We start from the raw sequence: 13750 nt of genomic DNA, 5'->3' as shown, positions 1-13750 counted from the left end.
CGCGCCGCCCCCCCCCCCCCCCCCCCCCCCCCCCCCCCCCCCCCCCCCCCCCCCCCCCCCCCCCCCCCCCCCCCCCCCCCCCCCCGGCGGGCGTGTCGGCTACCGTGCCCGGGCACCCACGACGAGAACAGGCACCTCTGTGCAGCAGCTCCTGAACGGCATCTTCATCGGCTCCATCTACGCGTTGTTCGCCATCGGGTTCACGCTGGTCTTCGGCATCCTCGACCGGCTGAACCTCGCGCACCCCGCGGTCTTCGCGGCCTCCGCCTTCGTCGGCATCGAGCTGGTCGAGCGGGGCGGGCTGTCCCTCTGGGCCGCGCTGCCGATCGTCTTCGTCTTCGGCGCCGTCCTGGGGCTGGTGATCGAGCGGGTGGCGTTCCGGCCGCTCAAGGGCCGCGCCGACGCCCACTTCGCCGGGCTGATCTCCTCGATCGCGCTCGCCGGCATGCTGATCGCGCTGCTGCAGTGGCGCTACGGCCCGGACACCCGCCGATTCCCCCCGGGCTCGTTCCCCGACACCCGGTTCGAGGTGTTCGGCGCCCAGGTGACCCTCGTGCAGGTGGTCATCCTCGCGGTCTCCCTCGCCCTGATGGTGGCGCTGACCTACATGGTCACCCGCACCCGGCTGGGCCGGGGGATGCGCGCGGTCGCCGAGAACCCGACGGCGGCGCGGGTGCTCGGCGTGAACGTCGACCGGGTCACCGCGGTCACCTTCGCGATCTCCTCGGCGCTCGGCGCGGTCGCCGGCGTGCTGTTCGCGATCAACGTGAACACCGCCCAGCTGGGCATGGGCGCGGCCATCGAGCTCAAGGGGCTGGCAGTCATCATCGTCGGCGGCATGGGCTCGCTGCCCGGCGCCCTCATCGGCGGGCTGCTGCTGGGCCTGGCCGAGGTGTTCGCCGTCCAGTACATCGGCTCGTCGTGGGTGAACGTCATCGCCTTCGGCCTGCTGTTCGTGATCCTGCTGCTGCGCCCGCAGGGGCTGCTCGGCGCGCGGAAGGTCCGGGAGGTCTGATGCTGGGCCAGTACGCCACCACGCTCACCTTCATCGCCCTCGGGGCGATCTTCGCCTACTCCTTCTACGCCGTCCTGATCGCCGGGCAGCTGAGCCTCGGCCAGGCGGGCTTCGCCTCCCTCGCAGCGTTCTCCGGTGCCTACCTGTCACCCGCCGGCGCCGACGTCGGCGAGATCCCCGCGCTGCTGATCGCCGTGGCGATCGGCATGTCCGTCGGCGCGCTCGGCGCCGTCGTCCTGGGCCTGCCGACCATGCACCTGCGCGGGGTCTTCCTGGCGATCGCCACCCTCGGGTTCGCCGAGGCCGTCCGCGTGGTCCTGCTCAACCAGGAGTGGACCGGCGGCGCGCAGGGCCTGGGGGTCCCCCGGGTCCTGACCGTCGGCATGGCCTGGATCGCGCTCGCGCTGGTCGCGTACTGGTTCTGGCGGATGGGGCGCTCGCGCTACGGCCGCGCGCTGGAGGCCATCCGGGAGGACGAGCTGGCCGCCCGCTCCATGGGCATCGACGTGGGGCGCCACCGGCTCGCCGCGTTCGTCACCGCGGGCGCGGTCGCCGGGTTGTACGGCGTCCTCTACGCCTACTACGTCCGGCTCATCGCCCCCAACGACTTCGACTTCACGGCGGCCGTGGAGGGACTGGTCACCGCGGTGGTCGGGGGATCCACGATGTTCCTCGGGCCGCTGCTGGGCAGCGGGTTCCAGACGATCGTCCCCGAGCTCCAGCGGGCGGTCGGCGTGGAGGCCGGCTGGATCCGGCCGTTCCTCGCCAGCCTGCTCCTGCTGGTCGTCATCCTCTTCCTGCCCGGTGGCCTGGCCAGCCTGATCCCGCGCCGGACCCGGATGCCCTCCGGCGGGGACGACGACGACGCCACCGGCCTCGCTGCTCGCCGCCACCCGGCGGCCGGGGAGCCGGTGGTCACCCTCGCCGGCCTGGGCAAGGAGTACGGCGGGGTGCACGCCGTCCGGGGCGTGGACCTGGAGATCCGCGCCGGCGAGGTCGTCGGCCTGATCGGCCCCAACGGAGCCGGCAAGACGACGCTGGTGAACATGATCAGCGGGCTGGTCCCACCCAGCTCCGGCAGTGCGACGGTGCTCGGGACGACGATCGGCGCCACGCCGGTGCACCGGATCGCGGCAGCGGGCGTGAGCCGCACCTTCCAGCACTCGAAGCTGTTCAACCGGCTGTCGGCGCTGGAGAACGTGCTGGTCGGGGCGCACCTGGTCAGCCGGCCGACCTTCCTGCGGCGGCTGCTCTGGCTGCCGTCGGCGCGGCGGGACGAGCGGGCCGCGCTGCGCCAGGCGGCCCGCTGCCTGGAGCGCGTCGGGCTCACCGAGCTCGCCGCCAGCCGGGCGGAGGCGCTCTCCTACGGCGACCAGCGCAGGCTCGAGATCGCCCGTGCGCTCGCCTCCGATCCCTCCCTGCTGATCCTCGACGAGCCGGCCGCGGGGATGAACCGCGTCGAGGCGGAGCGGCTGTCCGAGCTGATCCGGTCGCTGGCGCGGGACGGGCTGACCATCCTGTTCATCGAGCACAACGTCGGCATGGTCCTGAAGACCTGCACCCGGGTCGTGGTCCTCAACTTCGGCGAGGTGATCGCCAGCGGCGCGCCGGACCAGGTCGCGGCCGACCCGGTGGTCATCGAGGCATACCTGGGCTCGGCCGGGGACGACGACGGTGGTGGCTCGATCGCCGATGGCACCCAGGTGGACCCGACCGCGGCAGGCGACGACGCCGTGCCACCGGACGCCGTCGCCAACGTGCGACCAGGCGCCGCCGGCACCCTGGACACGCCCGACACCACCCCGGGGGATGCGAGATGAGCGATCCGATCCTCGCCGTCGAGGACCTGCGGGTGACCTACGGACGGGTCGAGGCCGTCCGGGGCGTCAGCTTCCGAGCCGAGCGGGGCTCGCTGGTGACCCTCGTCGGGGCGAACGGGGCGGGCAAGTCCTCGGTCATCAACGCCGTCTCCGGCATGCTGCGGCCGGCAGGTGGGCGGATCACGTTCGAGGGCCAGGACATCACCCGCACCCCGGCGCACAAGCTGGTGGGGCGGGGCCTCGTGCAGGTGCCCGAGGGCCGGCAGATCCTCGCCACGCTCACCATCGAGGAGAACCTCCAGATGGGCACGTGGCACTCCGGGGCCAGCGGCGCGCGCTCCGTCGACGCGATGTACGACCGGTTCCCGGTGCTGGCCGAGCGCCGGGCGCTGCCGGCCGGAGCGCTCTCCGGCGGCGAGCAGCAGATGCTCGCCATCGCCCGTGCCCTGGTGGCCGGGCCGACGGTCATGCTCATGGACGAGCCGTCGATGGGGCTGGCGCCCAAGATCGTCGACGAGGTCTTCCGCGTCATCGAGGAGATCCGCGCCTCGGGCACCACGGTGGTGCTGGTGGAGCAGAACGCCCGCCGGGCGCTGCGCGCCGCCGACCACGGGTACGTGCTCCAGAGCGGGGAGGTGGTGCACTCGGGGCCGGCCGACGAGCTGCTCGCCGACGAGCGGATCGTGCAGGCGTACCTCGGGGTCGAGAGCGGCGGCTGACGGCCGACGCGCTGGAACGGCCCCCGTGCCGGGTCCCGCCGCGAGCGCAGCGAGTGGTGGGGAGCAGGTGACGTCCTGGAACGGCCCCCGTGCCGGGTCCCGCCGTGAGCGCAGCGAGTGGTGGGGAGCAGGTGACGTCCTGGAACGGCCCCCGTGCCGGGTCCCGCCGCGAGCGCAGCGAGTGGTGGGGAGCACGGGGGTCCTCCTAGGGTCGGGGCGTGACCGACTGCCTGTTCTGCCGCATGGTCGCCGGCGAGATCCCCGCCGACGTCGTCCACGAGACCGACCGGGTGCTCGCCTTCCGCGACATCAACCCGCAGGCCCCGACCCACGTGCTCGTCATCCCCAAGGAGCACCACGCGACTGTCGGTGCTCTGGTGACGGCCGACCCGGCCCTGCTCGGCGAGGTGGTCGCCGGGGCGCACGCGGTGGCCACCCGGGAGGGCCTGGTGACCGACGGCGGTGCCGCACCCGGCTACCGCCTCGTCACCAACACCGGTCCGCAGGCCGGGCAGAGCGTCCACCACGTCCACCTGCACGTCCTGGGTGGCCGCGACCTCGGCTGGCCGCCCGGCTGAGCAGCCGCCCTCCCGGACGGCCGTCGCTGCGGCCCGCGGGGTGGGCTGAGAGGGTGAGGGCATGGCCGATCCCACCGCACCCCTCCGCGTCGAGCGCGACGGTGACGTCGCCGTCGTCGTCCTGGACAACCCGCCGCTGAACCTGTTCGACGCCGCGACCTTCGACGCGATGGAGACGGTGGCGGGCGAGCTGGTCGCGCTGACCGATCCGTCCCGGGCCGACCGGGCCCGTGCGGTGCTGGTCGAGGCGCGCGGCAAGGTCGTCTCGGGCGGGGTGGACGTCACCTATTTCCGCGACATCGCCGAGGGGCCGGAGCCGGCGGAGCGCGGCGGTGAGCTGTGGGCCCGGCTGTTGCGCGTGGCCAACGCCTTCGAGGACCTGCCGGTGCCCACCGTCTTCGCCGCCCACGGGCTCTGCCTGACCGCGGCCTTCGAGCTGGCGCTCTCCTGCGACATCCTGCTGGCGGCGGAGAAGGCGTCGTTCGGGCTCGTGGAGATCGTCGTCGGGCTCACCCCGTCGATGGGCGGCCCGCAGCGGCTGGCCGAGCGGGCGGGGCCGGCCCGGGCCAAGGAGCTGATCTACACGGGGGAGCGCTACCCGGCCGCCGTCCTGGAGCGCTGGAACGTCGTCAACCGGGTGCTGCCCGACGAGGGCTTCGCCGAGGCGGCGCGGGAGTACGCCCGCCGCGTCGCGGCCGGCCCCACCGTGGCGCACGCGGCGACCAAGCGACTGGCCACCGTCGCCGTCCGCGAGGGCGCCCGCGCCGCCGACGCCCTGGTGCCGGAGATCTCCGGTCCGCTCTTCGCCACCGAGGACCTCCGCGGCGCCGTCGCCTCGTTCCTCACCGAGGGCCCGGGCAAGGCGACCTACCGGGGGCGCTGACCCCTTCGGGCGAGCCGGGGTTCGGGGGTCCGGGCGCGGGTAGAGTCGAACGGTCACCAGTGCGGGTCCCCCCGCACTTCGCCGTCGCAGGAAGGCAGGGTCGAGGGTTCTTGCCCGACACCTCCCCGAACGTCCCCGTGCCAGGTGCTCCCACGTCGCGTGAGGCCTCGGCGCAGGCCGCCACGGCGGACGGCACGCTCGTCGCTCCGTCCGCCGCGCCCGCCGGTACGCCGGCAGGCGCCGTCCCCCCGCCCGTGCGGGCCACCATCGCCGTGCCCGACGGCGTGTCCATGGTCTCCCTGCTCGGCTCGGGCGACGAGCTGCTCCGGCTCGTGGAGGCAGAGCTCGCCGCCGACGTGCACGTGCGCGGCAACGAGATCGCCGTCACCGGGCAGCCGGCCGACAACGCCTTCGCCGTCCGGGTCTTCGACGAGCTGATCGCCCTGCTCGGCACGGGCCAGGTGCTCCGGCCCGACTCGGTGCGCCGGGTCATCGGCATGCTCAAGGCCGGCGGCGCCGAGCGCCCCGCCGACGTGCTGAGCCTGGACATCATCAGCCGGCGCGGCCGCACCATCCGGCCGAAGACGCTGAACCAGAAGCGCTACGTCGACGCGATCGACGAGCACACGATCGTCTTCGGCATCGGCCCGGCGGGTACCGGCAAGACCTACCTGGCGATGGCCAAGGCGGTGCAGGCCCTCACGACCAAGCAGGTCAACCGGATCATCCTGACCCGCCCCGCCGTCGAAGCGGGTGAGCGGCTGGGCTACCTGCCCGGCACGCTCTCGGAGAAGATCGACCCCTACCTGCGGCCGCTGTACGACGCGCTGCACGACATGGTCGACCCGGAGTCGATCCCGCGGCTGATGCAGGCGGGCACGATCGAGGTCGCCCCGCTGGCCTACATGCGTGGCCGGACGCTGAACGACGCGTTCGTCATCCTCGACGAGGCCCAGAACACCACCGCCGAGCAGATGAAGATGTTCCTCACCCGGCTCGGCTTCGGTTCCAAGATCGTCGTCACCGGTGACGTCACGCAGGTCGACCTGCCCGGTGGTGCGCAGAGCGGGCTGAAGATCGTCCGCGAGATCCTCGACGGCATCGAGGACGTGCACTTCGCCAACCTGAGCAGCTCCGACGTCGTCCGCCACCGGCTGGTCGGCAACATCGTCGACGCGTACGAGCGCTGGGACGCGACCCGTCAGTCACCCACCAGCCGATCGGCCGCCGGCGCGCCACCGGTCCGCACCTCCCGACCGCGCCGGCAGGGGAGCTGACCGCCGTGCCCGTCGAGGTGTCCAACGAGTCCGAGATCGCCGTGGACGAGGCCGAGCTGGCCGGTGTCTGCCGCTTCGTGCTCGGCGAGATGAAGATCAACCAGATGGCCGAGCTCTCGGTGCTCTGCGTCGACCCCGACTACATGAGCAGCCTGCACGAGCGGTGGATGGGCGAGAAGGGCCCCACCGACGTGCTGGCCTTCCCGATGGACGAGTTCGACGGCGGCCGGCCCGACGACCCCGAGCCGGGGCCCGCGCTGCTCGGCGACATCGTGCTGTGCCCCGCGGTCGCCGTCCGTCAGGCCCGGGCCGCCGGGCACTCGATGGACGACGAGCTGGTGCTGCTGGCCACCCACGGCGTTCTCCACCTGTTGGGCTACGACCACATGGAGCCCGACGAGGAGAAGGAGATGTTCGGCCTCCAGACGAAGCTCATCGACGCCTGGCGGGCGGCCCCCCGTGAGCCGGTGACGGGCGCGCCGACGGGTCAGGAGACCGGTTCCCGATGAGTACCGGCGCGATCACCACCCTGGTGATCGCCATCTGCCTGGTTCCGCTCGCCGGCCTGTTCGGCGCGATGGAGGCGGCTCTCCAGCGGGTCTCCAAGGCCCGCGTCGAGGAGCTGCGCCGGGACGGGGTGAAGCGCGCGGCGGCGCTGGAGGAGATCGTCGCCGAGCGGGCGCGGCACGTCTCGCTGCTCCTGCTGCTGCGGATCGTCTGCGAGATGGTCTCCGCGGTCATCGTGGCGCTGCTCTTCTTCGACCTGTGGGACAGCACGCTGCAGGCGGTCCTGGCCGCCGCAGGGGTCATGACGGTGGTCAGCTACGTGCTCGTCGGCGTCGGGCCGCGCACCCTCGGCCGCCAGCACGCCTACGGGACGGCGCTGGCCTCCGCCGGGGTCGTCCGGCTGCTGGGCCGGGTGCTCGGGCCCGTGGCGAGCCTGCTGATCCTGGTCGGCAACGCGATCACCCCCGGGCGCGGCTTCCGGGACGGCCCGTTCTCCTCGGAGGTCGAGCTGCGCGAGCTGGTCGACATGGCCGAGGAGCGCGGTGTCGTCGAGTCCGGCGAGCGCAACATGATCCACTCGGTGTTCGAGCTGGGCGACACGATCGCCCGCGAGGTCATGGTCCCGCGCACCGACGTCGTCTGGATAGAGCGCACCAAGACGGTGCGCCAGGCGCTGGCGCTGGCGCTGCGCAGCGGCTTCAGCCGGATCCCGGTGATCGGCGAGAACGTCGACGACGTGGTCGGCGTGGTCTACCTCAAGGACCTGGTCCGCCGGTCGCAGAACCTGCCGGACCGCAGCGGGCCCAAGGTCGAGGAGCTCATGCGCCCGCCGACGTTCGTGCCGGAGTCCAAGCCGGTCGACGAGCTGCTGCGGGACATGCAGGCGCAGCGCATCCACATCGCGATCGTGGTCGACGAGTACGGCGGGTTCGCCGGCCTGGTCACCATCGAGGACATCCTGGAGGAGATCGTCGGGGAGATCGCCGACGAGCACGACGCCTTCCAGCGGCCGGAGATCGAGCAGCTGGAGGACGGCTCGGCGCGGGTCACCGCCCGGCTGCCGGTGCAGGACCTCGCCCAGGTGTTCCCCGGGGTGGAGCTGCCCGAGGACGACGACGTGGAGACCGTCGGCGGGCTGCTCGCCCGCGAGCTGGGGCGGGTGCCGATCGAGGGGGCGGCGGCCGAGGTCGGGGGACTGCGGCTGGTCGCCGAGAGCACCGGTGGGCGGCGCAACCGCATCGACACCCTGCTGGTCTGCCGGCTGCCCGAGCCGTCGGAGGACGGCGAGGAGGCCGCCGACGAGCAGCAGCCCTCGGGGGCCACCCGGGCGGAACAGCCGGCGGGCGTGGTGGAAGGCTGAGGAAGGACCCTCCCACCCCCCACTGCTCGCAGGCTCGCACCGGGCGCCTGTGAGAGGGCCGGACCGACCGGTAGGAGACTGATTCGGTGGCTGATCTGCACCCCGAGGACGCGAAGCTCGTCACGCTCGCCCGGTCGGCGCGGGCGCGCGCCGGTGCGACCGAGGGCGCCGCGGTGCGCGACACCGACGGCCGAACCTACGTCGCGGCGAGCGTGGCGCTGCCCTCCCTGACCCTCACCGCGCTCCAGGCCGCCGTCGCGGCCGCCGTCTCCAGCGGGGTCGAGGGGCTGGAGGCCGCCGTCGTCGTCTCCGCGGCCGAGGCCGTGGAGCCGGCCGGGCTGGCCGCCGTCCGCGACCTCGCCGCCGGCGCCCCCGTGCACCTGGCCGGCCCCGACGGCATCCTGCGCAGCTCGGTCTAGCGGGTCAGCGGGATCCCGAGCGCGTCGGCGAACGCCGCCGGGTCGCGCACCCACAGGGTGAGCGCCTGCTCGCCGTCGTCGCCCAGGTACCGGACGGCGATCCGGTTGCGCCCCGGCCACCACCCGCCGCGCTTCTCCGGCCGGGGCCAGTCCGCCGGAGCGGGGCCGACGCGTACCTCCTGCACCAGCGCGGACGGGACGACGGCTTCCGGATCGGTGCGGCTCCCGGCCACGTCGAACGACAGCCCGTGGTCGGAGACGGTCACCCGGCGGGTGTTCAGCAGGTACACCGCCAGGCCGGCGAGGAGCGCCAGCGGCAGCTCCTCGCGGACGGCCGGCCAGCCGCCGACCCAGCCGAACAGGCCGAGCCACAGGACGACGACGAGCACGGCGGCGCCGGCCGCGAACGGACCTCCGGGCCGGTACTGCCAGTAGCGCAGCGGCGCGGGGACGACGGTCGCCGAGCGCTTCGGGCCCCAGCCGGCCACGAACCGGTGGCCGCGCACCTGCTCGACGTGCAGCCGCCGGACGCGGTCCGCCGCCGCCCGGGGTGGGCGCGACCGGTTCCGCTGACGTCCTGGCACGCCCCCGATCATCCCAGCCGGCCGATCGTGCGCGTCCGCGGTGTGCCGGCCGGACGCTGGCAGGTTTCTTGCGCACGCAGTCGTTCCCGCCGCTTCCGCCGCGGGCGGGGAGCGCCGAGGGTCGACGGTGTGGCGACGCTGCTCTTCCTGCTCCTGCTGGTGCTCGTCCTGCGGTCGCTGGGGCAGCCGGCGGGCGGGGACCGCCGGGAGCCGGCGGACTCCTGGTCCGCGGCGGGCCGGCGGCTGGCCGGGGACGTCCTGGCGGGCGTGCGCGTCCTCGGCCGGCTCGACGCCGCCCGCCGTGACCGGATCGGCCGCCCCTGGTCCTGACGGGGCATCCCGGGGATCGCGGCGCCGCGCGTCGGACTCCGCCGCGCGGCGTTGTCGGTCGCCGGTGGGAGACTTGCCCGCGTGACCGACCCTGACCAGCCGTACCGCAGTGGCTTCGTCGCGCTGGTCGGGCGTCCCAACGCCGGCAAGACCACGCTGACCAACGCGATGGTCGGCGAGAAGGTCGGCATCGTCAGCAACCGCCCGCAGACCACCCGGCACGCCATCCGCGGCGTCGTCCACCGGCCCGGCGGCCAGGTCGTGCTGGTCGACACCCCGGGCCTGCACAAGCCCAAGAGCCTGCTCGGCCGCCGGCTCAACGACGTCGTCCGCGACACCCTCTCCGACGTCGACGTGGTCGTCTTCTGCGTCCCGGCCGACCAGCCCGTCGGCACCGGGGACCGGTTCATCGCCCGCCAGCTGCAGGAGGTGAAGGCCCCGATCGTGCTCGTGGTGACGAAGACCGACGCCACGGGCAAGAAGCAGGTCGCCGAGCAGCTCATGGCGGCCAGCCAGCTGGTCGAGGCCGCTGAGGTGGTGCCCGTGAGCGCGGTGAAGGGCGAACAGGTCGAGCTCCTGGAGGACCTGCTGATCGGCCTGCTGCCCGAGGGGCCGCCGCTGTACCCGGAGGAGCAGACCACCGACGAGGACACCGAGCGCCAGCTGGCCGAGCTGGTCCGGGAAGCCGCTCTGGAGAAGGTGTTCCAAGAGGTGCCGCACTCCCTGGCGGTGACGATCGAGGAGCTGCACCGCCGCCCCGACCCGAAGTCCCCCGGGCGCGAGCTGGTCGAGGTGCACGCTCTGCTGCACTGCGAGCGGCCCAGCCAGAAGCCCATGCTGCTGGGCAAGGGTGGCTCGATCATCAAGGCGATCGGCACCGAGGCCCGCCAGGGCATGGAGACGCTGCTGGACGCCCGCGTGCACCTGGAGCTGCACGTCACCGTCCTCGGGGAGTGGCAGGACGACCCGAAGAAGCTCAACCGGCTGGGGTACTGAGCATGAGCGCGCACACCCCGAAGGCGCTCTACCGGGACGAGGGCATCGTCCTGCGCACCCAGAAGCTGGGTGAGGCCGACCGGATCGTCACCGTGCTCACCCGCCGGCACGGCAAGGTGCGGGCGGTGGCCAAGGGCGTGCGCCGCACCAAGAGCAAGTTCGGTGCCCGCCTCGAGCCGTTCACCCACGTCGACCTGCAGCTCTACACCGGCCGCAACCTCGACATCGTCAGCCAGGCCGAGTCGATCCGGTCCTACGGCCAGGAGGTCGTGGCCGACTACCCGGCCTATACCGCCGGCACCGCCGTCCTGGAGACGGCCGACCGGCTCACCGCGGAGGAGAAGGAGCCCTCGCTGCGGCTGTTCCTGCTGGTGGTGGGCGCGCTGCGGGCGCTGGGGGAGCGGGCGCACCCCGCGCCGCTGGTGCTCGACGCGTTCCTGCTGCGGGCGATGTCGGTGGCCGGGTGGGAGCCCGCGCTCGCGGAGTGCGCCCGCTGCGGCGAGGCCGGACCGCACCGGCACTTCTCGGTGCCCGCCGGCGGCACCGTCTGCCCGGCCTGCCGGCCCACCGGCTCGGCGATGCCCAGCCCGGTCACCATCGAGCTGCTCGACGCGCTGCTCACCGGCGACTGGACCCGGGCCGAGGCCAGCCAGGGCATCAACCGGCGGGAGGGCAGCGGGCTGGTCGCCGCGCTGCTGCAGTGGCACCTGGAGCGCGGGCTGCGCTCGCTGCCGTTGGTGGACCGGACCGAGTCGGCGCCCCGCCGGGAGATGAGCCTGCTGCATGAGGCGTGAGGTGAAGGCGCCGAATCCGCACCCGTCCGGCGCGCGCCCGCCGCAGCTGCCGAAGGACAAGGTCCCGCGGCACATCGCACTCGTCATGGACGGCAACGGCCGGTGGGCCAAGCAGCGCGGGCTGCCCCGCACCGCCGGGCACGAGGCGGGGGAGTCCTCGCTCTTCGACTGCGTGGAGGGCGCGATCGAGCTGGGGGTGAAGGCGATCAGCGCCTACGCCTTCTCCACCGAGAACTGGCGGCGCAGCCCCGAGGAGGTCCGCTTCCTCATGGGCTTCAACCGCGACGTGATCCGCCGGCGCCGCGACGAGATGCACGAGCTCGGGGTGCGGGTGCGCTGGGCGGGGCGGCGTCCGCGGCTGTGGCGCAGCGTCATCAAGGAGCTCGAGATCGCCGAGGAGCTCACGCAGGACAACGACGTCCTGACCCTGACCATGTGCGTCAACTACGGCGGCCGCGCCGAGATCGCCGACGCCGCCGCGGCGATCGGCCGCGAGGTCGCGGCCGGGCGGCTCAACCCCGACAAGATCGACGAGTCCACCGTCGCCCGGTTCCTCGACGAGCCGGACATGGAGGACGTCGACCTGTTCGTGCGCAGCTCGGGGGAGAACCGCACCAGCAACTTCCTGCTGTGGCAGTCGGCCTACGCCGAGTTCGTCTTCCTCGACACGCTGTGGCCCGACTTCGACCGCCGGCACCTGTGGGCCGCGTGCGAGGAGTTCGCCTCCCGGCAGCGCCGATTCGGTTCCGCCTGACGCCATGCGGCCGTACCGTTTCCGCTCAGCCGGGCAGCCCGCCGGCCGCGGCGCCGAGCGGAAGCGGAGACGATGACCCACCCCTCGACCGGTGACCAGCCCGCCGGCCCACCCGACCCGGCCGGCCGGCCGGGACCCGGTCCGGCCGACGGCTCCGGGGCGACGGCCTGGACGCCGCCGACCGGGCCCTTCCCGGCCGCCCCGGTGCCGGGCGAGAGCGGCGGGTGGCCGCCGCCCTACGGGCACCAGCCCCCGGGCCAGCATCCGCCCCCGGGCCAGCAGCACTGGCACGGCGGGCCACCACCGTCCGGACCACCGCCCTACGGCCCGCCCCCGTACGGCGGGCCCGGCGTGCCGCCGGCCGACCGCCCGCGGAAGCGCACGCTGCTCCCGTGGCTGATCGGTGCCGCGGTGCTGCTGATCGCCGGTCTCGGCTTCCTGCTGGTCGTCCTGCTGCGCGGGGACGACGCCGAACGGCGCAGCGCCGAGCAGCCGGCGGGCGGGACCAGCGGGCCTGCCACGCAGCCGAGCCGGTCCCCGTCGGCGCCCCTCGGCGGAACGGGTCAGCTGCCCGGGGGCGCGCGGGGAGCCGAGCCCGTTCCCGGGCAGGAGGGCCGGTACGCCGGCTCGGGCGACGTCGCCCTCGCCTGGGTGGAGGCGATGGGCCAGGGCGACTTCCAGAACGCGTTCGACCTCTCCTGCGTGGAGGTCCAGGAGGGGGCGGTCGACGCCGCGGCCGGTGGTGACCCGGCGCAGGTGCTGGGTGACTACTTCTACCGCGTCACCCTCGGCGGCCAGGGCTTCACCAGCGGGACCTTCGACGGGGTCGAGCACCAGGCGGGGTCCGCCACCGACATGGCCTCGTTCACCCTGGAGCTCGACGACGGCGAACCCTTCCTCCTGCTGGTCCACGTCGGCGCCGACGGGACGGCCTGCGACTTCCGCTGACCGGCGGGGTGCCGACCCGGCGGGACGATGACGGAGGATGCCGGGCGTGGACCGGACGGGGGAGCGCGCATGTTCGCGGTGACACGGCTGCGGGTGGCCGCGGACGAGGCGGGCGCGCTCGCCGACGCGGTGGCCGGGCTGCTGGCGGCGCTCGCGGCCCGGCCCGGCTTCCGCGGCGGCGAGCTGGGCCGGGCCGCCGACGACCCGACCCTCTGGGCGCTGGTGACCCGCTGGGACGGGGTCGGCGCCTACCGGCGGGGTCTCTCCGCGGCCGAGGTCAAGGTCGCCGGAGCGCCGGTCTGGGTGCACGCTCTCGACGAGCCGGGCGCCTACCTCACCGACTGACGGGCAGCGCCTACGGTTCGGCCGTGGTCAGCCGCACCCGCACCGCCCGGTACGCCCGTCGGCGCAAGCGCCGCATGGACGCCGTCGAGCACGACCTCACCGATGCCCAGTGGGCTGCGCTGTCGCACGCCTGGGGCGGGTGCGCGTACTGCGGAGCCGCCGGGCCCCTGCAGCGCGACTGCGTGCTCCCGATCTCTCGGGGCGGGCGGTACACGTTCGGCAACGTCGTCCCGGCCTGCGGCCCCTGCAACGCCAGCAAGTGCAACGACGAGGTCACCGGCTGGCTGCGGCGCAAGCGGCTGGACGAGCGGGCCTTCCTCGTGCGGCACGCCGAGATCCGGGCCTCGCTCACGCTGCTGTTCTGCCCGGAGACGCCCGGGCGACCGGATGCGGCCACCGACTGAGAGCGCCGCACGACCGG

General features: G+C 74.1%; 17 protein-coding genes. 16 read left to right on the top strand and 1 reads right to left on the bottom strand.

Annotated elements, in window-relative coordinates:
* Nucleotides 1-139: 139 nt before the first annotated feature.
* From ACI799_RS10545 to ACI799_RS10505, 9 genes are all read left to right on the top strand, one after another.
* Nucleotides 140-1015: a branched-chain amino acid ABC transporter permease gene (locus tag ACI799_RS10545; protein WP_456591300.1), complete on the top strand. Its 876-nt coding sequence runs from the start codon at nucleotides 140-142 to the stop codon at nucleotides 1013-1015.
* Nucleotides 1015-2835, top strand: a complete 1821-nt coding sequence (locus ACI799_RS10540) for a branched-chain amino acid ABC transporter ATP-binding protein/permease (protein ID WP_456613033.1) — start codon at nucleotides 1015-1017, stop codon at nucleotides 2833-2835. Before ACI799_RS10545 ends, ACI799_RS10540 begins: the two co-directional genes overlap by 1 nt.
* The gene (locus tag ACI799_RS10535) at nucleotides 2832-3554 is read left to right on the top strand and encodes an ABC transporter ATP-binding protein (RefSeq protein ID WP_456591302.1); all 723 of its coding nucleotides are present in this window, start codon (nucleotides 2832-2834) and stop codon (nucleotides 3552-3554) included. The genes ACI799_RS10540 and ACI799_RS10535 overlap by 4 nt, the downstream gene beginning before the upstream one ends.
* A gap of 218 nt (nucleotides 3555-3772) precedes the next feature.
* Nucleotides 3773-4132, top strand: coding sequence for a histidine triad nucleotide-binding protein (locus ACI799_RS10530; RefSeq protein WP_456588904.1), 360 nt, complete (start codon nucleotides 3773-3775; stop codon nucleotides 4130-4132).
* Nucleotides 4133-4193: 61 nt separating this feature from the next.
* Nucleotides 4194-5015, top strand: coding sequence for an enoyl-CoA hydratase/isomerase family protein (locus ACI799_RS10525; RefSeq protein WP_456599127.1), 822 nt, complete (start codon nucleotides 4194-4196; stop codon nucleotides 5013-5015).
* A gap of 272 nt (nucleotides 5016-5287) precedes the next feature.
* Nucleotides 5288-6292, top strand: coding sequence for a PhoH family protein (locus ACI799_RS10520; RefSeq protein WP_456598201.1), 1005 nt, complete (start codon nucleotides 5288-5290; stop codon nucleotides 6290-6292).
* Between the two features lie 5 nt (nucleotides 6293-6297).
* A complete protein-coding gene (gene ybeY, locus ACI799_RS10515) occupies nucleotides 6298-6801 on the top strand; it encodes an rRNA maturation RNase YbeY (RefSeq protein ID WP_456588907.1) in 504 nt (167 codons plus the stop codon).
* The gene (locus ACI799_RS10510) at nucleotides 6798-8159 is read left to right on the top strand and encodes a hemolysin family protein (protein WP_456588908.1); all 1362 of its coding nucleotides are present in this window, start codon (nucleotides 6798-6800) and stop codon (nucleotides 8157-8159) included. The genes ybeY and ACI799_RS10510 overlap by 4 nt, the downstream gene beginning before the upstream one ends.
* An 86-nt stretch (nucleotides 8160-8245) precedes the next feature.
* The gene (locus ACI799_RS10505) at nucleotides 8246-8578 is read left to right on the top strand and encodes a cytidine deaminase (protein ID WP_456588909.1); all 333 of its coding nucleotides are present in this window, start codon (nucleotides 8246-8248) and stop codon (nucleotides 8576-8578) included.
* Here ACI799_RS10505 and ACI799_RS10500 read toward each other — a convergent pair.
* Nucleotides 8575-9162, bottom strand: coding sequence for a hypothetical protein (locus ACI799_RS10500; protein WP_456613032.1), 588 nt, complete (start codon nucleotides 9160-9162; stop codon nucleotides 8575-8577). The genes ACI799_RS10505 and ACI799_RS10500 overlap by 4 nt on opposite strands.
* A gap of 129 nt (nucleotides 9163-9291) precedes the next feature.
* Between ACI799_RS10500 and ACI799_RS10495 the strand changes: the two genes are divergently transcribed.
* From ACI799_RS10495 to ACI799_RS10465, 7 genes are all read left to right on the top strand, one after another.
* Complete coding sequence (locus ACI799_RS10495; protein WP_456613031.1) at nucleotides 9292-9492, top strand: hypothetical protein; 201 nt, start codon at nucleotides 9292-9294, stop codon at nucleotides 9490-9492.
* 81 nt (nucleotides 9493-9573) lie between these two features.
* Entirely contained in the window at nucleotides 9574-10488 is a 915-nt protein-coding gene (gene era, locus ACI799_RS10490; protein WP_456588912.1) for a GTPase Era, read from the top strand.
* Nucleotides 10489-10490: 2 nt separating this feature from the next.
* Nucleotides 10491-11282, top strand: coding sequence for a DNA repair protein RecO (gene recO / locus ACI799_RS10485; RefSeq protein WP_456588913.1), 792 nt, complete (start codon nucleotides 10491-10493; stop codon nucleotides 11280-11282).
* Nucleotides 11272-12036 (top strand): isoprenyl transferase, encoded by a 765-nt coding sequence (locus ACI799_RS10480; RefSeq protein WP_456588914.1) that lies wholly within the window; start codon nucleotides 11272-11274, stop codon nucleotides 12034-12036. The genes recO and ACI799_RS10480 overlap by 11 nt, the downstream gene beginning before the upstream one ends.
* A 72-nt stretch (nucleotides 12037-12108) precedes the next feature.
* Nucleotides 12109-12984: a hypothetical protein gene (locus tag ACI799_RS10475; RefSeq protein WP_456613030.1), complete on the top strand. Its 876-nt coding sequence runs from the start codon at nucleotides 12109-12111 to the stop codon at nucleotides 12982-12984.
* A gap of 69 nt (nucleotides 12985-13053) precedes the next feature.
* Nucleotides 13054-13329 (top strand): antibiotic biosynthesis monooxygenase, encoded by a 276-nt coding sequence (locus tag ACI799_RS10470; RefSeq protein WP_456588916.1) that lies wholly within the window; start codon nucleotides 13054-13056, stop codon nucleotides 13327-13329.
* Nucleotides 13330-13352: 23 nt separating this feature from the next.
* The gene (locus ACI799_RS10465; protein ID WP_456588917.1) at nucleotides 13353-13733 is read left to right on the top strand and encodes an HNH endonuclease; all 381 of its coding nucleotides are present in this window, start codon (nucleotides 13353-13355) and stop codon (nucleotides 13731-13733) included.
* Nucleotides 13734-13750: the final 17 nt, after the last annotated feature.

Source organism: Blastococcus sp. SYSU DS0753 (assembly GCF_054051175.1).
The sequence above is the reverse complement of the archived record's forward strand: the minus strand, read 5'-3'. Positions and strand labels throughout refer to the sequence as shown.

Coding starts and splice junctions, on each gene's coding strand:
- ACI799_RS10540 (WP_456613033.1), top strand. CDS start 1,015: ATGCTGGGCCAGTACGCCACCACGCTCACCTTCATCGCCCTCGGGGCG.
- ACI799_RS10535 (WP_456591302.1), top strand. CDS start 2,832: ATGAGCGATCCGATCCTCGCCGTCGAGGACCTGCGGGTGACCTACGGA.
- ACI799_RS10525 (WP_456599127.1), top strand. CDS start 4,194: ATGGCCGATCCCACCGCACCCCTCCGCGTCGAGCGCGACGGTGACGTC.
- ACI799_RS10510 (WP_456588908.1), top strand. CDS start 6,798: ATGAGTACCGGCGCGATCACCACCCTGGTGATCGCCATCTGCCTGGTT.
- recO (WP_456588913.1), top strand. CDS start 10,491: ATGAGCGCGCACACCCCGAAGGCGCTCTACCGGGACGAGGGCATCGTC.
- ACI799_RS10480 (WP_456588914.1), top strand. CDS start 11,272: ATGAGGCGTGAGGTGAAGGCGCCGAATCCGCACCCGTCCGGCGCGCGC.
- ACI799_RS10475 (WP_456613030.1), top strand. CDS start 12,109: ATGACCCACCCCTCGACCGGTGACCAGCCCGCCGGCCCACCCGACCCG.
- ACI799_RS10470 (WP_456588916.1), top strand. CDS start 13,054: ATGTTCGCGGTGACACGGCTGCGGGTGGCCGCGGACGAGGCGGGCGCG.